Source organism: Actinoplanes siamensis, from assembly GCF_016862395.1.
Classification (GTDB): Bacteria; Actinomycetota; Actinomycetes; order Mycobacteriales; family Micromonosporaceae; genus Actinoplanes; species Actinoplanes siamensis.
In genome coordinates, this window is the sequence record NZ_BOMW01000050.1 from 82,272 (window position 1) to 103,815 (window position 21,544).

Sequence of the window (21,544 nt, forward strand, 5' to 3'; positions counted from 1 at the left end):
CCCGTCCGAGCCGGACGGGCTGCCGAAGTCTGCCAATGGGCGCCGACCGGTTCCGGTCAGCGTCCGCCGATGCCGACGCCCTCGCGATCCGCCTCCAACGGATCGACGATCTCCCCCTGCGCGGTGAGTGTGCCCTGGGCCAGCCGGGTCACCCTCGCGGGGACCGGCGGCTCCAGGCCGGCTACCACGCGCAGGCCGGAAAGGACGTCATCGGGCCGCACGGCGGGTGTCACCTGCCGTACGACAAGGTCGATTATCGCACACGGTACTCCACCGGCCTCGGAAGGTGGGTCCGGCTCTGCTACCACCATGCACGACACGACCGCCGCGCGCGCGTCGAACGAGCGCCGGCCCTGTTTGGTCATGCGTTCGACCAGCACTTCGGGAGCCGCCAGGAAGGCCGTCACGGCGTCGCCGGCGGTGGCCGGCGCGACCTCGGGCAGCTCGATCCGCCACCGGGAGGCGTCGATCCGGTCGGCCAGGCTGCCCTCGCCGGCCCGGACCGCCTCCAGCACGTCCAGACCCGGCGAGAGGGCCGCGTCCAGGGCGATGCGCAGCTGTTCCGGGTCGACCTGCGACTGCAGGCCGATCTCCAGGTACTCCGCCTCGCTGCCGACGCCGGTGGGCGCGGCACTCGCGTACGAAATCTTGGGGTGTGGGGTGAAGCCCTGTGAGAAGGCGATCGGAACGCCGGCACGGCGCAGCGCGCGCTCGAAGGCGCGGGCGAAGTCCCGGTGCGAGGTGAAGCGCAGCGGCCCGCGCTTCGCATAGCGGAGGCGGATCCGCTGCACGACCGGGGCCTGACCGCCCACGGGCTGGTTCTTGGGGGGAATCGTCGTTCTCCTAAGCGGGGACCCGCAGTCCGTTCACCGGGGTCAGGGGTAGCAGCTTCTTACCGGTCGGGCCGATCTGGATCTCGGTGTCCATCGACGGGCACACGCCGCAGTCGAAGCACGGGGTCCAGCGGCAGTCGTCCTGCTCGAACTCGCTCATCGAGTCCTGCCAGTCCTGCCAGAGCCAGTCCTTGTCGAGGCCGGAGTCGAGGTGGTCCCAGGGCAGCACCTCCGCCTCCTCGCGCTCGCGGGTCGTATACCAATCCAGGTCCACGCCCAAACCTGGGAGAACCGTCTCGCAGGCCGCCACCCAGCGGACGAAGGAGAAGTGCTCGGACCAGCCGTCGAAGCGGCCGCCCTGCTCCCAGACCTCACGGATGACCTTGCCGACCCGGCGGTCGCCGCGCGACAGCAGGCCCTCGATCAGCGAAGGCTCGCCGTCGTGATAGCGGAAACCGATCGCCCGGCCCAGCGAGCGGTCGCTGTTGATCGCCTGCTTGAGCATCTTGAGCCGGCCGTCGATGACCTCGGGCGTGTCCATCTTCGCCCACTGGAACGGGGTGTGCGGTTTGGGCACGAAACCGCCGATCGAGACGGTGCAGCGGATGTCCTTGGTGCCGGCGGCCTCCCGGCCGGCCCGGATCACCTCGTGCGCCATCTCGGCGATCTCCAGCACGTCCTCGTCGGTCTCGCTGGGCAGGCCGCACATGAAGTACAGCTTCACCTGCCGCCAGCCGTTCGAGTACGCCGTGACGACGGTCCGGATCAGATCCTCCTTGGTCACCATCTTGTTGATGACCTTGCGGATCCGCTCCGAGCCGCCCTCCGGCGCGAAGGTGAGGCCGGTGCGCCGCCCGTTGCGGGACAGCTCCTGGGCCAGGTCGATGTTGAACGCGTCGACCCGGGTGGACGGCAGCGACAGCGAGACGTTGGTGTCCGCGTACTGCTGGGCCAGACCGGAGCACATGTCACCGATCTCCGAATGGTCCGCGCTGGAGAGCGAGAGCAAGCCGACCTCGCTGTAGCCGGAGAACTCCAGCCCCTCCTTGACCATCTGGCCGACCGTGGTGATCGACCGCTCCCGCACCGGGCGGGTGATCATGCCGGCCTGGCAGAACCGGCAGCCCCGGGTGCAGCCCCGGAAGATCTCCACCGCGTACCGCTCGTGGACCGTCTCGGCGAGCGGGACCAGCGGCTTCTTCGGGTACGGCCAGGCGTCGAGATCCATGGTGGTGCGCTTGGCGACCCGGAACGGCACGTCCGGCCGGTTCGGCACGACCCGCTGGATCCGGCCGTCCGGCAGGTAGTCGACGTCGTAGAAGCGCGGCACGTAGATGCTCTCGGTCCGCGCCAGGCGCAGCAGGATCTCGTCCCGCCCGCCGGGGCAGCCCTCCGCCTTCCACTCCCGGATGATCCCGGTGATCTCCAGGACCGCCTCCTCGCCGTCACCGAGCACGGCGGCGTCGATGAAGTCGGCGATCGGCTCCGGGTTGAAGCTGGCGTGGCCGCCGGCCAGCACGATCGGGTGCTCGACCGTGCGGTCCCCGCTCTCCAGCGGGATGCCGGCCAGGTCCAGCGCGCTCAGCATGTTCGTGTAGCCGAGCTCGGTGGCGAACGACAAGCCGAGAACGTCGAAGGCTCTGACCGGGCGGTGCGCGTCGACGGTGAACTGCGGGACGCCGTGTTCCTTCATCAGCGCCTCGAGGTCGGGCCAGACCGAGTAGGTCCGCTCGGCGAGCACGTCCGGCTGCTCGTTGAGCACCTCGTAGAGGATCTGCACACCCTGGTTGGGCAGGCCGACCTCGTAGGCGTCCGGGTACATCAGCGCCCACCGGACGGTGGTGGCGTCCCAGTCCTTGACTACGGCGCCGAGCTCGCCGCCCACGTACTGGATCGGTTTGCTGACCCGGGGCAGTAGCTGCTCGAGCTGCGGGAAGACGGAACTCACGCTCATGGGTGTCCAGCGTACGCGAGCCGCTAACCGCCCAGTTCCGCCGCGGCCCGATCCAGGTCGGCCGCGAACAGGTCGTTGCGGAAAGCGCACAGCTGCAGCGTCATCCGGGCCGGGCCGCGCTCGCCGACCACCAGCCGGATCGGCTTGCCCCGCTGGTCGAGCTCGCCGACGATCACGTCGAGCAGCCGCACCCCGGCGCTGTCCAGGAACGAGACCGCGGTCAGGTCGATCAACACAGCCTCGGCAAGTGTGATGCGCGCCACGATCGCCCGCCCGATGTCGTGCGCGTTCGCCAGATCGATCTCGCCCTTGAGGTGCACCGCCTCGGCCGCTCCGCGCCGGGAGAAGGTCACCCACCGGTCCGTCGTCATCGCGCGTGCCCCCGGCGCCGGCGCATCGTCACGGTGGTGCCGTCACCCCTGTCGAACAGCACCTCGTCCATGGATTCCTCGATCAGCCGACGCCCGCTTCCCCGGGCCTGCTCCGGACCGCGCCAGCTGCCGTGGTCGGCGACCCGGATCTCGACCGCGTCGGCGGTGACCGTGGCGGAGACGTCCACCACGCCGAACGGATCGTCCCGGTACCCGTGCTCGATCGCGTCGGCCACCGCCTCGGAACAGGCCAGCAGCACCGCGTTCAGGCACGCGGTGTCCACCCCGTGGCCGAGCAGCCAGGCCCGCATGTCCGAGCGCAGCAGCGCGATCTGCAGCGGGTCGGCGCCGAGCGTGCGCTCCAGCCGCTCCTCGGCGCCCAGGGTCAGGCAGAGCAGGCAGACGTCGTCGCCGTGCTCGCGGCCCACCATGGTGTCGGCGAGCGCGGCGGCCAGGCCCTTCAGCGGCGCCCCGCGCAGCCGGCTGAACTCCCGGCCGAGCACCTCGAAGCCCCGGTCGACCGGCCGGTCCCGGCGTTCGATCAGCCCGTCGGTGTAGAGCAGCAGGCGGCTGCCCGGGGTCAGGGTGACCCGGTGCTCGGTGCGGCGCCGGTCCCCGGCCCGCGTGCCGATCGGGCCGGAGCGGCCCCGGAGCAGGAACTCGGCCGGGCCGGCCGGCTGGTGCAGCAGCGGCGGCAGGTGACCGGCGCACGCGTAGACCAGTTCGCAGCCGTCCAGGTCGATCTCGGCGTAGACGACAGTGGCCATCCGCGCCGACTCCACCCGCTGGCAGAACCGGTCCAGGCCCTCCAGCAGCCGGGCCGGGCCGTTGTCCGAGGTCGCCAGCGCCCGGATGGCGCTGCGCAGCTGACCCATCGTGCTGGCCGCCTCCAACCCGCGGCCGACCACGTCGCCGACCACCACTGCCAGCTTCCGCCCGGTGATCAGGAACGCGTCGAACCAGTCGCCGCCGACCTCCAGGTCCCGGCCGGCCGCCTGGTAGTGGGTCTCCAGCGCGAACCGCGGGTCGCCGGCCGGCACGTCGGTGGCGAGCAGGCTGCGCTGCAGCGACCGGGCGATGGCCCGCTCCTGCTCGTAGAGCCGGGCGTTCTCCAGCGCCAGCCCGGCCCGGTCGGCCAGGTCGGCGAGGAACGCCCGCTCCGCCTCGGCGCCACGCCGGTCGGCGGCCATCCGCAGGGACAGCGTGCCGAGTACCTTGCCGCTGGCGGTGAGCGGCAGCACCGTGCAGTCCAGCCGATCACCCCCGGTGGCGAAGACCGGCGTCACCGAGCGGGTCGCCTCGGCGATCCGGGCGTCCAGCAAGTCCTCGGCCGGCGCCGGGCCGCCGGCGTCCTCGCGCAGCCCGGCCGGGCCGACGTGCAGCCGGACCGTCGCCCAGTCGGCGATCTCCGGCACCACCCGCTCCACCAGCCGGCGGCTGCGCTGCAACAGCCGGTGCTCCGCCTCCAGCGCCCGGGTGGTGGCGGCCAGGAAGCTGGCCCGTTCCTCGCGGCGGCCCAACTCGTCGTAGAGCCGGGCCCGGTCCAGCGCCTGCCCGGCCTGCTGGCCGAGCAGCCGGATCATCCGCAGCTCGCCGTCGGTGAGGACGCGCCGCCGGGCGAAGCTGAACGCCAGCAGGCCCAGCACGGTGATCCCGGGCTGCTCGTCGGCGGGCCCGGTGGTCAGCGGCAGCAGCACCACGGTCTGCCGGCCGGACCGGGTCATCGTCTCGGCCAGGTCCGGGAAGTGCTCGGCGGCATCCGCCAGATCGCCCACCACGTGCAGGTCCCCGCGCCGGGCCACCTCGGCCACCGCGCGCGCCGACGACCGGGGCATGTCGTCCCAGTTCCCGGTGGTCGGATCGGTGGAGGCCACCGCGACCAGCTGGTCGCGCTCCGCGTCGACCAGGTAGATGCTGCTGCTGGTGGCCTCGAACGCCGCCTCGGGCGCCCGCACCACGGCCTCGGCCACCTCCGCCTCGCTGGGCGCGGCGGCCAGATCGGCCACTATCCGCTGCAGCGCCCGGATCCGCCGCTCCGCGGCCTCCGCCGTGTGCCGGGCGGCGAGCAGCTCCTTCTCGTAACCGCGCCGCTCGGAGGCGTTGAAGATCATCGTCCGGATGAGGCGGGGAGCGCCGCCCTGGTTGCGTTCCAGCACCGAGTTGACCAGCACCGGAACCCGTCTGCCGTCGGCACGCACCACCTCGAGCGCGATCTCGTGCACCTCGCCCTGCATCACGAGCAACGGCGCGTAATGGGTCTCGTGGTAGATCTGGTCACCGGGAGTGAGCAGGTCACGGAACCGCCGGTGACCGATCAGGTCGGATCGGGCATACCCGGTCCAGGTCAGGAACGTCTGGTTGACCCGGACGACGGTGCCGTCCGGCAGCGATGTCAGATAACCACAGGGCGCATGCTCGTACAACTCCTCGGGATCGTCGTCCCATGGCAGTCGCAACTCCTGTGTCACGTCCGGCCCGCCAGATTCGCTCACGCCGCTGCTCCGCCGCCGATCATGCCCGATGATCTACAACCAGGACCTGATCGCGTCAACCGTCTCCTCGGGAGCGCTCAGATTCGGACAGTGGCCTGTGGCGTTCAGCTGCACGAACGTGCTCTGCGGGGTGTGCTTGTGGACGTACTCACCGACCACGCCGGGCGCGATCACGTCGTCCGAGCACTGCAGCACCAGCGAGGGCACCCGCATCCTCGGCAGGTCGGCCCGGTTGTCGGAGAGGAAGGTGACCCGGGCGAACTTCTTGGCGATCTCCGGATCGGTGCGGCAGAACGAGTTGGCCAGCTCCTCGCCCAGCTCCGGCCGGTCCGGGTTGCCCATGATCACCGGGGCCATCGCACTGGACCAGCCCAGGTAGTTGCTGTCCAGCGAGACCAGCATCTGTTCGATGTCGGAGCGGCCGAAACCGCCGACGTAACCGTCCGCCTCGTCGTCGATGTACCGCGGCGACGGGCCGATCATCACCACGCCGGCGAACCGCTCCGGCGCGCGGACCGCGGCCAGCAGACCGATCATCGAGCTCACCGAATGGCCGACGAGGACCACGTCGTGCAGGTCGTGCTCCTCGACCATCTCCAGGATGTCCGTGGCGTAGCCGTCGAGGGTGGAGTATTTCGCGTCGTCGTACGCCGTCAGGTCGGACCTGCCGCTGCCCACGTGATCGAAGAGCACCAGCCGGTGCGTGTCGGCGAATGCCGGCGTGACCAGCCGCCACATGTTCTGGTCGCACCCGTAGCCGTGCGCGAAGAGCATCGGCTGCCCCGCGTCGCGGCCGGACATCGTGACGGCGTTCCTCTGCGTGGTGCCCATGCGGTACGCGCCTCCCCGGTGCAGATGAGATCGAAACATTTCGTGAAAGGTGTCACCCGTACGACCGGATGTGAAGTAGGGGTAACCATACGACTCCGGAGCGTTCCGCACATCGCCCCCGTTGTCCGCCATTCGTGTCCGGTGACCGGATTCGGCCGGCCCGTCCCCCTGGCACACCGTGCCTAACCTGGGTGAGACGCTCTCGCTGCCGGCGACGCGGAAGGAGACCGACGAGAATGGCTGACACGGAGCCGGGACCACACACCCCGGCCACCGGACTGCCCGCTCCCTCCGAGGAGCCGACCGGGGTCCTGCCGTCGCGCTGGAGCGGCGCGGCGCCCGTCCCGGAGATCGGGCCGCGCAAGTCGCTCTGGGAACGCCTGGTCGGCAAGGTCGGCGGGGAGCCGCCCGAGCCGCACCCGGACGACTACTGGGCGACGGTGCCGGCCGTGGACCCGTGGGCCGGGCAGGACACTCCGGTCTGGACCACCGAGCAGCTGATCCCCGCCGCGCCGGCCACCATGCCGCCGACCCTGGTGGACAACCCCGTCGCGACGCCGCCGACCCGGGTGGACACGCCGGCGGGGACGCGGACGGCCGCCCCGGCGGATCCGGCGGCGGATCCGGGGAAAGTGGAGCTGCCCGCGAAGATCCGCGCGCTCGTGGACGCCCTGTCGGCCAAGGCCGCCGAGGTGGAGAAGACCCGGGCGGCCAAGGCCCGGGCGGCGGGCGCCGCACCCACCGCCGTACCCCCGAAGCCGCCGGCCACCCCGGCCCCGAAGAAGGAAGGCTGGTTCCGCAGAGCCGCGGCGACGCCGAAGGCGGGCCCGGCGCCCGGTCGCGTCCCGGTCCCGCCGCGCCCGCAGGACCTGAACCGCCCGCCCTTCCCCAGGCCGCCGCGGCCGCGGCGACCGCGGCGCCGTCTGCGCCGCCTCCTGCTGGTCATCACCGTCCTGGCGGCGATGTGGTTCGGCGCCCCGTTGGCGTACGACCGCTGGCCCACCCTGGCGCAGTTCCCGGTCACCGCCTCGCTGCCGGAGCGGATCGGCGACCTCGAGCTGCGCGCCGACGACGCCAGCCGGCGGGCGGTGGACCGGCTCGCCGACCAGCTGACCGCGGCGGGCTCGGAGGGGCAGGCGTTCGCCGGCGTCTACGGCGACGGGGACGGTAAGCGGGTCACCGTCTACGGCGTCACCGGCTGGCGGTTCACCCCGCAATCCGACCTGAACGGTCAGCTGGCCCGGATCTCCGGCGACGTCCGGCTGACCGGCGTGCGGGACTTCCCGCTGGCCGCGTCCGGCGCCTACCAGACGTGCGGCGCCGGCCGGTTGAACGGGACGTCGACGGTGATCTGCACGTGGGCCGACCACGGCAGCATGGCGACCGTGCTGCTCACCAGGCGATCGGTGCAGGAAAGCGCGGAACTGGTGGCCCGGCTGCGCGGGGAGGTGCTCACGCCCCGGTTCGGCGCGTAGGAGCGGTCACTCCTCGCGCTTGGGCGCGTAGCGAGGCACGTACTCCTGGCCGGTCAGCTTCTGGATCTCGGCCATCACCTGGTCGGTGAGCTCGCGCAGCGAGGTCCGGTCGTCGGAGCGGCCGACCGTCTCGATCGGCTTGCCGAACTTGACGGTGACCTGGCCGCGCATCAGTTTCGGATAGAGCCGGCCGATCGGCTGCACGACCTCGGTGCCGATCATGCCGACCGGGATGATCGGCACGCCGGCCGCGGTGGCCAGCCGGGCCACGCCGGTGCGTCCGCGGTAGAGCCGGCCGTCCGGTGAGCGGGTGCCCTCCGGGTAGACCGCGACGAGATCGCCGTCCTTGAGCGCGGGGATCGCGGCGTCGAACGCGGTCAGCGCGGCCCGGCCGCCGGCCCGCTCGACCCGGATCGCGCCGAGGCCCTCCATCAGCTTCCGCGAGAAGAAGCCCTTCACGCCCTTGCCGACGAAGTAGTCCGACTTGGCCCAGAACGCCAGGTGCCGCGGCACGGCGGCGCCCAGGAACAGCTCGTCGGCGACCGAGAGGTGATTGCCGGCGAAGATCGCGCCGCCGGTCTTCGGCACGTGCTCGAGGCCCTCGATGCGCGGCTTCCAGCCCACCATCAGCGCGTTGCCGACGGTGAGCTTGCCGATCGAGTAGAGCAGCGGCAACTCGTCCTCCGATGACCAGTGCAAAACAAGTTGAGGGGTGAGGAGAGGTTAACGGACGCGGGCCCGCCGTGGTCTATTGATCTTGCGCCAGGCCCGGACATTCGCCGCGTCAGGCGAACATCCGGGCCAGTCGGTTATCTCACACCGGCGTGACGGCCACGGTGATCCGCTCGCCGTCGCCCACCTCGCCGCCGAAACCGGCCGTCTCGGCGAAGCTCAGCGACGTGGCCAAGGTCTCACCGGCGACGAACTCCCGGTGCGCCTCGACGGCCTCCCGGACCGCCGGCGACCCGGACACCACGAGCGCGATGCGGTCGGAGACGTCCAGGTCCGCGTCCCGGCGGGCCTGCTGCACCACCCGGATCACGTCCCGGGCCAGTCCCTCGGCGGCCAGCTCCGGGGTGACCGTGGTGTCCAGCACCACCACGCCGCCGCCGGCCGGCAGCGCAGCGGAGTTCTCCGGGTCCGCGGCCACCAGCTTGAGCTCGTACTCCCCCTCGGCGAGGGTGACGCCGGCCGCGACCGGGGCGCCGCCGGCCAGCTCCCACTCGCCCGCCTTGACCGCCTTGATCACCTGCTGGACCTGCTTGCCGACGCGCGGGCCGAGCGCCCGCGGCACGACGGTGAGGACCTGCTCGCAGTACGCCGCGACGTCGTCGGTGAAGACCACGTCCTTGACGTTGACCTCGTCCTTGAGCAGGTCGCCGAGCCCGTCCAACAGCCCTCCGCCGGGCGTCGCCACGGTCAGCCGGGCCAGCGGCAGCCGGACCCGCAGCGCCTTGGCCTTGCGCAGCGAGAGCGCCGCCGAGGCCACGTCCCGGATCGCGTCCATCGAGGCGACCAGGTCGTGGTCGGCCGGGAACGCGTCCGCCGACGGCCAGTCGGTCAGGTGCACCGACCGGTCCCCGGTCAGACCGCGCCAGATTTCCTCCGCGGTGAGCGGCGCGAGCGGCGCGACCACCCGGCAAAGCGTCTCCAGCACGGTGGCCAGGGTGTCGAAGGCATCGGCGTCGCCCGCCCAGAACCGGTCCCGGGACCGGCGGACGTACCAGTTCGTCAGCGCGTCCAGATAGTTCCGAACAGTTGCCGCGGCACCGGAGATGTCGTATTCGTCCATCTGGCGCTGCACGCCGGTGACCAGCTCCCCCGTCTTGGCGAGGAGGTAGCGGTCCAGCAGGTGCGTCGAGTCTGCCCGGAACTTGGCGACATGGTGGGAGGCGTTCGCGTAGAGGCTGAAGAAGTACCAGACGTTCCACAACGGCAGCAGGACCTGCCGCACCGAGTCCCGGACGGCCGTCTCGGTGACCGGCATGTCCCCGCCCCGCAGCACCGGCGACGACATCAGCATCCAGCGCATCGCGTCCGAGCCGTAGGTGTCGAACACCCGGTACACGTCCGGGTAGTTGCGCAGCGACTTGGACATCTTGCGCCCGTCCTCGCCGAGCAGGATGCCGTGGCTCAGGCAGTTGCGGAACGCCGGCCGGTCGAACAGCGCCGTGGCCAGCACGTGCATGGTGTAGAACCAGCCCCGCGTCTGCCCGATGTACTCCACGATGAAGTCACCCGGGTAGTGGTGCTCGAACCAGTCCTTGTTCTCGAACGGGTAGTGCACCTGGGCGAACGGCATCGACCCGGACTCGAACCAGCAGTCCAGCACCTCCGGCACCCGCCGCATGGTCGACTTCCCGGTCGGGTCGTCCGGGTTGGGCCGGGTCAGCTCGTCGATGAACGGCCGGTGCAGGTCGGTGACCCGGACCCCGAAATCGCGCTCCAGCTCCTCGTAGGAGCCGTAGACGTCGACTCGCGGGTACTGCGGGTCGTCCGACTTCCACACCGGGATCGGCGAGCCCCAGAACCGGTTCCGGGAGATCGACCAGTCCCGCGCGTTCGCCAGCCACTTGCCGAACGAGCCGTCCTTGATGTGCGCCGGCGTCCAGGTGATCTCCTGGTTCAGCTCGACCATCCGGTCCCGGAACTTGGTCACCGCGACGAACCAGGACGACACCGCCTTGTAGACGAGCGGGGTGTCGCAGCGCCAGCAGTGCGGGTACGAGTGCGTGTACCCGTCGTGCCGCAGCACCACGCCGCGCTCCTTGAGCGTGGCGATCACCGGCTTGTTGGCGTCGAAGACCTGCACACCCTGCAAGTCCGGGACCAGCGAGGTGAACCGGGTCTGCTCGTCCACGGTGACCACGGTCGGGATGCCTGCCGCGGTGCAGGCGTTCTGGTCGTCCTCACCGAAGGCGGGCGCCATGTGCACCACGCCGGTGCCGTCCTCCGTGGTCACGAAGTCGGCGCCGAGCACCTGGAAGGCGTTCTCGCCGGCCGGCTCGACCAGGTAGTCGAAGAGCGGCGTGTAGCGGCGCCCGACGAGCTCGCTGCCGAGCACCGTGCCGGTTGGCGAGTAACCCTCCAGTTCCTTGGCGTAGGCGGCCACCCGGCCGGCGCCGACGATGAGCTTCTGCCCGGATTCGTCGGACAGGACCGCATATTCGATGTCGGGCCCGACGGCGAGCGCCACGTTCGAAGGCAGCGTCCACGGCGTGGTCGTCCAGACCGCGATGTCCTCGCCGGTCTCCAGGCGGAACCTCACCGTGAGCGCCGGGTCGGTCCGGTCCCGATAGACGTCGTCCATCCGCGTCTCGGTGTTCGACAGCGGCGTCTCACACCGGTAGCAGTAGGCGAGCACCCGGAAGCCCTCGTGGACGAGACCCTTGTCGTGCAGCGTCTTGAACGCCCACATGACCGACTCCATGTAACTGGGGTCCAGGGTCTTGTAGTCGTGCTCGAAGTCCACCCAGCGGGCCTGCCGGGTGACGTACCCCTGCCAGTCCTTGGTGTAGGCGAGCACCGAGGTGCGGCAGGCCTCGTTGAACTTGTCGATGCCCAGCTCGACGATCTGCGCCTTGGTGGTGATGCCGAGTTGCTTCTCGGCCTCGATCTCGGCCGGCATGCCGTGGGTGTCCCAGCCGAAGCGACGCTCCACGTGCTTGCCGCGCATCGTCTGATACCTCGGCACCACGTCCTTGACGTAGCCGGTGAAGAGGTGCCCGTAGTGCGGCAGGCCGTTGGCGAACGGCGGGCCGTCGTAGAACACGTACTCGTTGGCGCCGTTCTCGCCGGCCGGGCGCTTCTCGACCGAAGCCTCGAAGGTCCGGTCGGCGGCCCAGTGCTCCAGGACGGCGCGTTCGACCGCGGGCAGATCCGGGGAGGCCGGGACGCCCGTCGCGCCGGTGTGCTGGGGATACATACGGGGCTCCTCAAACAGTCATCCGGATGACTGCGAGGACGAGCCTTTCGTCAAGGCCCGCGGTACCACCTCGCTTGGCCTCCGCCGGGAGACCCGCTCATTCGCCGGCTGCCGCGCGTGCCGGTCCGCCCGGTTCTACTGGGGCTCGCGCCCGTTCTTCCGGAGGCTCCCCGGTGATGGCCGGTTCGCCGCCTGCGTCCCGACAACGATACCGGCCACCCCGGGATTCCCTCATCCGCATTCCCCCGGGCCACACCTTTCCGGTGAAGTCGGTGTCCGGCGTGACCGGCGGTCCTCGGACCACCCGCGAGCGGCGGAAGTCGGGCCGGCGGCTGGCCTGCGCCCAGAGCCGGCCGGGGCGGCCCGGCCGGGCCCGGACCACCGCGGAGTCCGCGGCGGTGTCGCCGCTCTGCACGCCGTGGGTGATCACCGGGCGGCTGCCGGCGCTGGAGAAGGCGGGGGCCTCGAAGAGCGCCCCCGCCACGCCGCCGGCCACCCGGCGCGCGACAGGTTCCTTCGTGAGATCGCAGTCCTGCCCTGATGCCTATCGATCCCAGGTGGCCCCGAGGTGGCCGTGCCCTGAACTTCTGATCAGTGCCGGACAGGCCCCCGGCTCACAGGTTGGGGAACCAGAGCGCCAGCTCGCGCTTGGCGCTGTCCGCCGAGTCGGACGCGTGCACCAGGTTCTCCCGGTTGGACAGCGCCAGGTCGCCGCGGATCGTGCCGGCGGCGGCCTTGCGGCCGTCGGTCGCGCCGATCATGGCGCGGACCACGTCGATCACCTCGTCGCCGGAGAGCACCAGGGCGGCGAGCGGGCCGCTGGTCATGAAGTCCTTCAGCGGCGGGTAGAACGCCTTGTCGACGTGCTCGGCGTAGTGCTGGTCGGCGAGTTCGCCATCCATCGTGCGCAACTCCAGCGCCTCGATGACCAGGCCCTTACGCTCGAAGCGAGACAGGATCTCGCCGAGCAGGCCGCGGCGGACCGCGTCGGGCTTGATGAGCACGAGCGAACGCTCGGTGTTGCTGGACACGTAGGTTCCTCTCCGGAGAAGACACGCCTGATGTTCAGCCTATCGGTACCGCCGGGACGGCGAGCGGCGATGCCGGTACCGCCGCACTTTCGCAGAGTGACCGGCGGGCCATAACCTGACGGGGAACAAACCGGGAGGTCCACAGTGGCGAACCAGACCGGCCGGCCCATCGCCCCGGCGCGCAAGCTGGTGGCGGCGGTCATGGGCACGCTCGCGGTCTTCGTGATCGTTTTCGGGCTCGGCATGTCCAGCTGGGCAGTAGCGATCTTCGGCCTCGTCGTGCTGGCGATAGCCGTCGCGCTCGCCATGGTGAGCAATGTGCGAAGAGGCGGCCGCGCCACGGTCGCCGGCACCGCGGAGATCCTGGACATTACCGCGCCGCCGATCGCCGGGGCGTACGGCCGTGCCGAGATCCGGGCCATCGTGGTCGCGCCCGGCCTGGGCACCTTCGACAAGGTGATCCGGGACGGCCGGGTGCCGGTCGCGAAGTGGCCGCTGATCGGCTCCACGGTGCCGATCACCGTCGACGTCGACGACACCCGCCGGGTGCGGATCAACTGGAAGGACGCGGCGGACGTCGGCCCGGCCGGCGACCCACCGCCGCCCGGTCAGACCGATTTCGATCTCGGACCCGATCCGGCCGACGAGGCCGAGGACGACGACGTGCTGGGCAGTGTCGCTCCCGGTCCCTGGGAGAGCCGGTCCGACGACTGGGCGACCGAGGAGCCGGCCGCGGCGTACCAGGAGAGGCACGTGACCGCCCCCGTGGTGGTCCGCGACACCCCGCACGGGCCGATAGTGGAAGGCCAGGTCGTCGGTGGCGGGGAGCAGGCCGGCCAGCTGCCCCGGCGGGCCGGCAGCGGCCCCCGCGCGGCGGACTTCGACACGGCGGCCACCGATCCGGTCGGCTTCGACCCGATCGACCTCGACCCGCCGTCGGCCGAGCCCCGCCCGGCCGCCACGACAGCGTCCGCCGCGGCGGCGGCCCCCGCCTCCCCGGCCTCGGCTCCCGGCGCGCCGGCCTCCGCCCCGGCCACGGCTCCCGCCTCGCCGGCTCCGGCCTCCGCCACGGCGGCCACCGCCACCGGGCCGGCCGATGCCGTGCGGTCCGCCGACATCGCGGACCAGGCCGGTGCCGCGCCGGCCACCGGGCGCACCGCCACCGACCGGCCCGGCTCGGGCGCCTCCTCGGAGGCCTGGACCCCGGCCGGCTATCCGCCACCGCCCGGTCCCTCAGCGGCCCGGCGGCCGGTCGACGACTCGGACTCGTTCGACTTCCCGCCGCCCCCGGCTCCGGGCGCCAAGGCCCCGCCGGAGCCCTTCGACGACGACTTCCCGCCCCCTCCGGGGCCCGGATCACGTGGCCGCGCGGCCGAATTCGATTACCCGCCCCCGCCGGGGCCCGGCTCGCCCGGGCGAGCCCCGTCGATCCCCACCGGCTCGGACTACCCGCCGCCGCCCCGCGCGGCCGCCTCCTCCGCCCCGGCCACCGACAGCCGACCGCCGGGCCCGGCCACGTCCGGCGCCTCCTCGGACCGAGCCGCGTCGGGTGCCCCCTCGGGCCCGGCCACGTCCAGCGCCCCGTCGGGTCCAGCCACGCCGAGCACGCCCACAGGTCCGGCCGCGTCCGGCGCCTCGTCGGCGCCGGTCGCCGCCGCGTTCGCCGCCGGCCCGGCCACCGGCGCGGCCGTGCCGACCGCACGAGCCGCCGGGACCCGCCCGCCCGGCTCCCGGCCGAGCCCCAAGCGCCGTTCCAGCACGTCGACCGCGACGGTCGAGGCCCCGGTGGCGCGGCCGCAGACCGCTCCCGGCCGGCCACCCGCCCAGCGCACCTCCACCGAGTCGACCACCGACCCGGATCCGGTCATCGACGTGCCGCTGGACGAGCCGGTCCCGCCGGCCCCCACCACCGCGCCGGAGCGCAGGCCCACCCACTCCGGCCGTACCCGCTTCGTCACCCAGCCGGGCGTCGCCGACACCATCCCGGAGCCTCCGGCGGCGACGTCGCGCCCCGCGCCGACCCCGCTCACCGCACCACCGACCGCGCCGGAGCCGGACCGCCCGTTCCCCACCGCGCCGAAGCCGTCGACCCCACGCCCGACCGCCCCGGTCCGGCCGGTCGACGACGTCGACCTCCCGCTGGACGACAATCCGGACACACCTCCGGAAGCCACCGCAGCCGCCGACCCGGCCGTGGCCGCCGGCATCGTCGCTCCCCCGGCCGGCGAAACCCCGGCCTCCCGCGACACGCCGGCAGCCTTCCCGGCCACCGAGGCGCCCACAACCGGACCCGACAGCGCTCCGGCAGCCTTCCAGGCCGCTGAAACCCAGGCGGCCGAGCCCGGCAACAGTTCGGCAGCGGAGTTCTCCGCCGCCCCGCCGGACCAGACCGCCAAGCCCAGCGGCAGCCCCTGGGGCGATTTCTCCGGCCGTCAGGAACCCGACGACCGCGCCGCCGAAGTGATCACCGCCTACCCCAGCGCCCGCCCCGGCCCGGCCGGCGCGATCCACGGCGTAGGCATCACGATCCTGGTCACCGACCTGGCCCGCTCGATCGACTTCTATCGGGACACCCTCGGGTTCTACGAGATCGACACCGGCGACGGCAGCTCGGTCCTCGCCTCCGGCGACACCCGCGTGGTGCTGCGCACCGTCCCGAACGTCTCCTCGGAGGCCGGCCGCCTGATCTACCTCAACCTGGAGGTCGGCGACATCGAGGCGGTCCACGACGAGCTCAGGGCGAAGGGCGTCAAGTTCGTCCACTCTCCGCGCCCGGTGAACCGCGGCGACAAGCTGGAACTCTGGTCCGCCACGTTCCGCGACCCGGACAACCACAACATCGCCATCACCCAGTGGCGGGCCATCCGCCCGGACTCCGAGGCCTAGAGACGCGTCGAGGGGGAGCCACCACGGTGACTCCCCCTCGACGGACAATTCAAGAGCTCAGAATAGATTTCCGTACGTACGTCGCATACGCCCACGCCAATCCGAAGATCACCCCGAGCGCGGCCAGCGACCAGTGCACCACCAGCCCACTGACCAGCAGGAGCACCTGCAGCACGGTCCCCGCGTTCCAGCCCCACCGCTGCCGCATGCACCCGGCGAGCACCGCCGCGAGCACCGCGAGGACGATCACGATGCCGATCCCCCAGGCGCTCAGGTCGGCGCCCAGGATGCGGATCGGCTGGATCGCCAGGAGCAGCACGATCGCTTCCAGCGCGAGCGTGCCCGCGCCCAGCCCTCGTACCGCCGCCTCGGGGTTCCGCAGTCCGGAACGCCGCGTCGCGGCACCCGTCTCGCCCTCCGGCCGCCTGGCGTGCTCCTCCGGCCCGGTCATCGCTTCAGCAGCTTCCGCGCGTCGGCGACGGTCACCACCGAGCCGGTGATCAGCACGCCGACCCCGCTCAGCTCGCCGGACGCGTCCTCCTCGGCGAGCACCACGGCCTCCTCGATCGCGTCCGGCATGTTCTCCGCGATCGTCACCCGGTCCTCGCCGAACACGCCGATCGCGAGCTGCGCCAGCTCACCGGCCGGCATCGAGCGCGGCGAGCTGTTCTGCGTCACCACGATCCGGGCCACCACCGGCTCCAGCAGGTCGAGCAGCCCGGTCACGTCCTTGTCGGCGAAGACCGCGAGCACCGCGACCAGGTGCCGGAAGCTGAACTCCTCCTCCAGCGCGGCGACCGTGGCGGCCATCCCGTGCGGGTTGTGCGCGCCGTCCAGCAGGATCGCCGGCGCGCTGCGCACCCGCTCCAGCCGGCCCGGCGAGTCCACCTGGGCGAAGCCCTCCCGGATCAGGTCGATGTCGATCTGCTTGCCCGGACCGGCGCCGAGGAACGCCTCCACCGCGGCCAGCGCGAGCGCCGCGTTCTGCGCCTGGTGGGCGCCGAACAGCGGCAGGAAGATCTCCTCGTAGACGCCGCCCAGCCCCTGCAGCACGAGCACCTGGCCGCCGACCGCCTGGATCCGCTCGACCACCCCGAACTCGCTGCCCTCGCGGGCCAGCGTGGCGCCCATCTCCGCGCAGCGTTCCAGGATCGGCCGCATGGCCTCCTCGGTCTGCAGCGCGGTGATCACGGTGGCGCCCTTGTGGATGATCCCGGCCTTGGCCCAGGCGATGTCCTCGATCGTGTCGCCGAGCCACTCGGTGTGGTCCAGCCCGATCGGGGTCATCACGCAGACACCCGCGTCGATCACGTTGGTGGCGTCCTCCTCGCCGCCCAGGCCCACCTCGACCACCGCGATGTCGACAGGCGCGTCGGCGAACGCCGCGTACGCCATCGCCGTGGTCATGTCGAAGTAGGTGAGCGGCTCGGTGTTGCGCGCGTCGATCAGCTCGGCCAGCGGCGCGACCTCCTGGTACGTCGCGACCAGCCGCTCCTCGGAGACCGGCTCCCCGTCCAGGCTGATCCGCTCCCGGACGGTCTCCAGATGCGGGCTCGTGTACCGCCCGGTGTGCAGCCCGCAGGCCCGCAACAGCGCGTCGATCATCCGCGCCGTGCTGGTCTTGCCGTTGGTCCCGGTCAGGTGGATCGCCGGGTAGGCCCGCTGCGGGCTGCCCAGCACGTCCATCAGGTCCCGGATCTTCTGCATGTCGAAGACCATGCGGGTGAAACCGCGCTCCTCGAGCGCGGCCTCGACCTCGGAATACTCGCTCATGACGCCGGCAACCCCTCGAGCGCGGCGGCGATCCGGACCAGGTCCGCCTCAGCGGTCGCCAGCCTGTCCTTGATCTTCGCGACGACCTGCTCCGGCGCCTTCCCGACGAACGCCTCGTTGCCCAGCTTGCCCCGGCACTGCGCGGCCTCCTTCTCGGCGGCCGCGCGGTCCTTCTCCAGCCGGGCCCGCTCGGCGGCGACGTCGATCGCCCCGCGGGTGTCCAGGTCGACGGTGACCCCGCCGGTCACCGCCAGCGTGGCGGTCGCGGTGAAGTCCGCGGCCGGCGCGTCCAGCCGGGCCAGCGACCGGATCAGCGGCTCGTGCGTGTCGATCCCGACGTTGCCCAGGCCGGTGAGCGCGGCGGAGACCCGCTGGCTCGGCTTGAGCCCCTGGTCGGAACGGAACCGCCGGACCTCGGTGACCACCTTCCGCAGGGCGGCCAGCTCCTCCTCGGCGGCGTCGTCGACCAGTTCCTGGACCGCGACCGGCCAGGTGGCGCGCCCGACCGTCTCGCCGCCGGTGAGCGCGATCCACAGCTCCTCGGTGACGAACGGGATGACCGGGTGCAGCAGGCGCAGCAGCTGGTCCAGCACGTGTCCGAGGACCCGCCGGGTGCGCGCCGCCTCCGGGGTGTCCTGCGCCAGCACCGGCTTGCTCAGCTCGACGTACCAGTCGCAGACGTCGTCCCAGGCGAAGTGGTACAGGGTGTCGCAGACCTTGGCGTACTCGTACGCCTCGAAGTGGTCGTTGACCTCGGCGATGGTGTGCTGCAGCCGGGACAGGATCCACTTGTCGATCGCGCTGAGCTCGCCCGGCGCCGGCAGGCCGCCCGCCACGGTGGCGCCGTTCATCAGCGCGAACCGGGTGGCGTTCCACAGCTTGTTGCAGAAGTTGCGGGAGCCCTGGCACCACTCCTCGCTGATCGGCACGTCCGAGCCGGGGTTGGCGCCGCGGGCCAGCGTGAACCGGGTGGCGTCGGCGCCGTACCGCTCGATCCAGTCCAGCGGGTCGACCACGTTGCCGAACGACTTCGACATCTTCTTGCCGAACTGGTCGCGCACCATGCCATGCAGGTTGATCACGCGGAACGGCTCCTTGCCGTCCATCGCGTACAGGCCGAACATCATCATCCGGGCGACCCAGAAGAAGAGGATGTCGTAACCGGTCACCAGCACGCTGGTCGGGTAGAACTTCTCCAGCTCGGCGGTCTGCTCCGGCCAGCCCAGCGTGGAGAACGGCCACAGGCCCGAGGAGAACCAGGTGTCCAGCACGTCCTCGTCCTGGCGCCAGCCCTCGCCGGCCGGCGGCTCCTCGTCCGGCCCGACGCAGACCACCTCGCCGGCCGGCCCGTACCACACCGGGATGCGGTGACCCCACCACAACTGGCGCGAGATGCACCAGTCGTGCATGTTGTCGACCCAGGCGAAATACCGCTTGGACAACTCGGCCGGCTCGATCCGGACCCGGCCGTCGCGGACCGCGTCCCCGGCCGCCTCGGCCAGCGGGCCGGTGTTGACGAACCACTGCAGCGACAGCCGCGGCTCGACGGTGGTCTTGCACCGCGAGCAGTGGCCGACCGAGTGCTCGTACGGCCGCTTCTCGGCCACGATCCGCCCCTGCTCGCGCAGCGCGGCGACCACCGCGGGCCGGGCCTCGTAACGGTCCAGGCCCTCGAACGGACCCGGCACGGTGATCACCGCACGCTCGTCCATCACGGTCAGGCTGGGCAGGCCGTGCCGCTGGCCGATCTCGAAGTCGTTCGGGTCGTGCGCCGGGGTCACCTTGACCGCGCCGGTGCCGAACGCCGGGTCGACGTGCTCGTCGGCGACGATCGGGATCCGCCGCCCGGTCAGCGGCAGCTCGACCTCGGTGCCGACGAGGTGCTTGTACCGCTCGTCGTCGGGGTGCACGGCCACCGCGGTGTCACCGAGCATCGTCTCGGCACGGGTGGTGGCGACGACTATCGAGTTCTCCCCCTCGCCGTAGCGGATGGAGACCAGCTCGCCCTCGTCGTTGGTGTGCTCCACCTCGATGTCGCTGAGGGCGGTGAGACAACGCGGACACCAGTTGATGATCCGGTTCGCCCGGTAGATCAGGCCGTCGTCGTACAGCCGCTTGAAGATCGTCTGAACCGCCCGGGAGAGCCCCTCGTCCATCGTGAAACGCTCACGGGACCAGTCGACGGAGTCACCGAGCCGGCGCATCTGCCCGAGGATCGCGCCCCCGGACTCGGCCTTCCACTCCCAGACCTTCTCCACGAACTTCTCCCGGCCCAGGTCGTGCCGGGAGAGCTGCTGCTCGGCGAGCTTGCGCTCCACCACGTTCTGCGTGGCGATGCCCGCGTGGTCCATGCCGGGCAGCCAGAGCACCTCGAAGCCCTGCATGCGCTTGAGGCGCACCAGGGTGTCCTGGATGGTGTGGTCGAGGGCGTGGCCGACGTGCAGCGAGCCGGTCACGTTGGGCGGCGGGATGACGATCGTGAACGGCGGCTTGTCGCTCTTCGGGTCGGCGGTGAAATAGCCCTCCGATACCCACCGCTCGTACCGCGACTGCTCTACGTCGCCCGGCTGGTACTGAGCGGAGAGGCCACCGGTGGGCCGGCTGTCGGGAGTGCGGGTATCGGTTGCATCGGTCACCCGGCAATTCTACGGATTCGCGGGCGGGGTCCGGTATTCGCACTGCCACCTGTGGATAACGGTAGGCTCGCCGGATGTCGGACCGCGGCCAGCAGACGCCCCCTCCCGCTGCCCCCACACCCGAGCCCGCAGCCCCGGCCGGCTCACCCGGGGGTTCCCAGCCGGCCCAGGAGACCCCCTCGGCCCCTGCCGACACCACTGACTCTCCGGCCGTCCCGAGCACGGATCCCCCGGGCGGGTCATCGTCTTCGACCGCCGCCGCTCCCCCGCCGTATCAGCCCGCGGTCAGCGCGCCGGAAGTGGCCGTCGAGCCGATCGAGATCCGGGAGGCCCCGTTCACCCTCCTCACCGAGGAGACCGGCGAAGCCGGCGGGCGCCCCGACGCCGAGCGGCTGAGCCCGGCCCGCCGCCGCACCCGAACGATCCTGCTGAGCTCTCTGCTCGCGGCCGTCGTCGCCGGCGTGGCCGCCCTCGGCTGGTTCTACTGGCAGATCCACTCGCAGCGCGACGTCACCCTGAACCTGCCCGCGCAGGTGGCCGAGCTCACCCTGAGCACCAGCGACAACGCCGAGTCCGCCACGACGTACCTGCAGACCGCGCTCGCCGCCGAGGTGGACCTGGACGACACGGTCGGCGGGGCCTACGACGGCCCGGGCGACAAGGATGTCCTGATCTTCGGCGGTACCGCCCTCATCTGGAGCCCGGACAAGGACCTGAAGACGTCGTTCGACCTGTTCGCCGACGACGAGGGAGCGGTCGCCGGCCTGCACGACGTCGACGCCGGCCCGTTGGGCGGCTCGATGAAGTGCGGGACGACGAAGTCCGAAGGCCAGGACATGCCGGTCTGCGGCTGGGCCGACCACGGAAGCCTGGCCCTGGCAATGTTCCCGGGCCGCTCCGAATCCGAAGCCGCCCCGCTGATGCGCCAATTGAGGAAAGCAATTCAAACCCGCGATTGACGTACGCCCCGAAGCCCCGGCCCCGCTGCGAGCACCCCGCACCCGCAGCCCCGCGCCCACGCCCGCCGGCACCGGCAGCTGCGACCTCACACCCGCGCACACCCCGCCGCGTCCCGTCGTAGGTGTAGGCGTAGCCGGCGAGCGTGCTCACACCCGCGCACACCCCGCCGCGTCCCCTCAATCGCCGGCACACCTAGCCGAGCGTCGATCCGCGCACCCAGCCGCGCCGAGACCCGCCGCACACACGTAGCCGGGGTCGCCTGCGCACGCCCCCACCATCGCAACGCTCCGCGCACGGTCTCCTGCCGGAGCGCCGCTCGCCGCCCGGCAGCGACCAACAGCAGGTCGTTTTTGGGCATGAAGAAAGGCCCATCCCGC

Annotated in this window: 15 protein-coding genes; 3 read left to right on the forward strand and 12 right to left on the reverse strand. The window is 71.8% G+C overall.

Going from position 1 to position 21,544, the window contains the following annotated elements; genetic code table 11:
• Window positions 1–56 precede the first annotated feature (56 nt).
• The 5 genes from Asi03nite_RS25055 to Asi03nite_RS25075 are packed head-to-tail and all read right to left on the reverse strand — an operon-like array spanning window position 57 to window position 6,481.
• Window positions 57–791 carry a TIGR03936 family radical SAM-associated protein gene (locus tag Asi03nite_RS25055; RefSeq protein WP_203682920.1) on the reverse strand — a complete coding sequence of 245 codons (735 nt, stop codon included), beginning with the start codon at window positions 789–791 and terminating at the stop codon, window positions 57–59.
• A 52-nt stretch (window positions 792–843) separates the two neighbouring features.
• Window positions 844–2,787, reverse strand: coding sequence for a TIGR03960 family B12-binding radical SAM protein (locus Asi03nite_RS25060; RefSeq protein ID WP_203682899.1), 1,944 nt, complete (start codon window positions 2,785–2,787; stop codon window positions 844–846).
• Window positions 2,788–2,810: 23 nt separating this feature from the next.
• On the reverse strand, window positions 2,811–3,158 hold the full coding sequence (locus tag Asi03nite_RS25065; RefSeq protein ID WP_203682900.1) for an STAS domain-containing protein: 348 nt from the start codon (window positions 3,156–3,158) through the stop codon (window positions 2,811–2,813).
• On the reverse strand, window positions 3,155–5,650 hold the full coding sequence (locus Asi03nite_RS25070) for a SpoIIE family protein phosphatase (RefSeq protein ID WP_203682901.1): 2,496 nt from the start codon (window positions 5,648–5,650) through the stop codon (window positions 3,155–3,157). The genes Asi03nite_RS25065 and Asi03nite_RS25070 overlap by 4 nt, the downstream gene beginning before the upstream one ends.
• A gap of 33 nt (window positions 5,651–5,683) precedes the next feature.
• Window positions 5,684–6,481, reverse strand: a complete 798-nt coding sequence (locus tag Asi03nite_RS25075) for an alpha/beta fold hydrolase (protein WP_203682902.1) — start codon at window positions 6,479–6,481, stop codon at window positions 5,684–5,686.
• Between the two features lie 236 nt (window positions 6,482–6,717).
• Here Asi03nite_RS25075 and Asi03nite_RS25080 point away from each other — a divergent pair, with 236 nt between their 5' ends.
• On the forward strand, window positions 6,718–7,956 hold the full coding sequence (locus Asi03nite_RS25080; protein ID WP_203682903.1) for a hypothetical protein: 1,239 nt from the start codon (window positions 6,718–6,720) through the stop codon (window positions 7,954–7,956).
• A 6-nt stretch (window positions 7,957–7,962) separates the two neighbouring features.
• On the opposite strand, the gene Asi03nite_RS25085 is transcribed toward Asi03nite_RS25080, so the two are convergent.
• The 4 genes from Asi03nite_RS25085 to ndk all read right to left on the reverse strand — a co-directional run bounded on the left by Asi03nite_RS25085 (window position 7,963) and on the right by ndk (window position 12,912).
• Complete coding sequence (locus Asi03nite_RS25085; protein ID WP_203682921.1) at window positions 7,963–8,631, reverse strand: lysophospholipid acyltransferase family protein; 669 nt, start codon at window positions 8,629–8,631, stop codon at window positions 7,963–7,965.
• Window positions 8,632–8,770: 139 nt separating this feature from the next.
• A complete protein-coding gene (ileS, locus tag Asi03nite_RS25090) occupies window positions 8,771–11,881 on the reverse strand; it encodes an isoleucine--tRNA ligase (RefSeq protein ID WP_203682904.1) in 3,111 nt (1,036 codons plus the stop codon).
• Window positions 11,882–11,978: 97 nt separating this feature from the next.
• The gene (locus Asi03nite_RS38960) at window positions 11,979–12,377 is read right to left on the reverse strand and encodes a PhoD-like phosphatase N-terminal domain-containing protein (protein ID WP_373872160.1); all 399 of its coding nucleotides are present in this window, start codon (window positions 12,375–12,377) and stop codon (window positions 11,979–11,981) included.
• A 118-nt stretch (window positions 12,378–12,495) separates the two neighbouring features.
• Complete coding sequence (gene ndk / locus Asi03nite_RS25100) at window positions 12,496–12,912, reverse strand: nucleoside-diphosphate kinase (protein WP_203682906.1); 417 nt, start codon at window positions 12,910–12,912, stop codon at window positions 12,496–12,498.
• 144 nt (window positions 12,913–13,056) lie between these two features.
• Here ndk and Asi03nite_RS25105 point away from each other — a divergent pair, with 144 nt between their 5' ends.
• Window positions 13,057–15,798, forward strand: coding sequence for a VOC family protein (locus tag Asi03nite_RS25105; RefSeq protein WP_203682907.1), 2,742 nt, complete (start codon window positions 13,057–13,059; stop codon window positions 15,796–15,798).
• Between the two features lie 49 nt (window positions 15,799–15,847).
• Here Asi03nite_RS25105 and Asi03nite_RS25110 read toward each other — a convergent pair whose 3' ends face one another.
• From Asi03nite_RS25110 to Asi03nite_RS25120, 3 genes are read right to left on the reverse strand one after another with little or no spacing between them, the layout of a single operon-like run.
• The gene (locus Asi03nite_RS25110) at window positions 15,848–16,249 is read right to left on the reverse strand and encodes a DUF4233 domain-containing protein (RefSeq protein ID WP_203682908.1); all 402 of its coding nucleotides are present in this window, start codon (window positions 16,247–16,249) and stop codon (window positions 15,848–15,850) included.
• Window positions 16,246–17,571, reverse strand: a complete 1,326-nt coding sequence (locus Asi03nite_RS25115; protein WP_203682909.1) for a bifunctional folylpolyglutamate synthase/dihydrofolate synthase — start codon at window positions 17,569–17,571, stop codon at window positions 16,246–16,248. The genes Asi03nite_RS25110 and Asi03nite_RS25115 overlap by 4 nt, the downstream gene beginning before the upstream one ends.
• Window positions 17,568–20,207, reverse strand: coding sequence for a valine--tRNA ligase (locus tag Asi03nite_RS25120; protein ID WP_203682910.1), 2,640 nt, complete (start codon window positions 20,205–20,207; stop codon window positions 17,568–17,570). Before Asi03nite_RS25120 ends, Asi03nite_RS25115 begins: the two co-directional genes overlap by 4 nt.
• A gap of 299 nt (window positions 20,208–20,506) precedes the next feature.
• Between Asi03nite_RS25120 and Asi03nite_RS25125 the strand changes: the two genes are divergently transcribed.
• Window positions 20,507–21,166 carry a hypothetical protein gene (locus tag Asi03nite_RS25125; protein WP_239102904.1) on the forward strand — a complete coding sequence of 220 codons (660 nt, stop codon included), beginning with the start codon at window positions 20,507–20,509 and terminating at the stop codon, window positions 21,164–21,166.
• The last annotated feature ends 378 nt before the right edge of the window (window positions 21,167–21,544 follow it).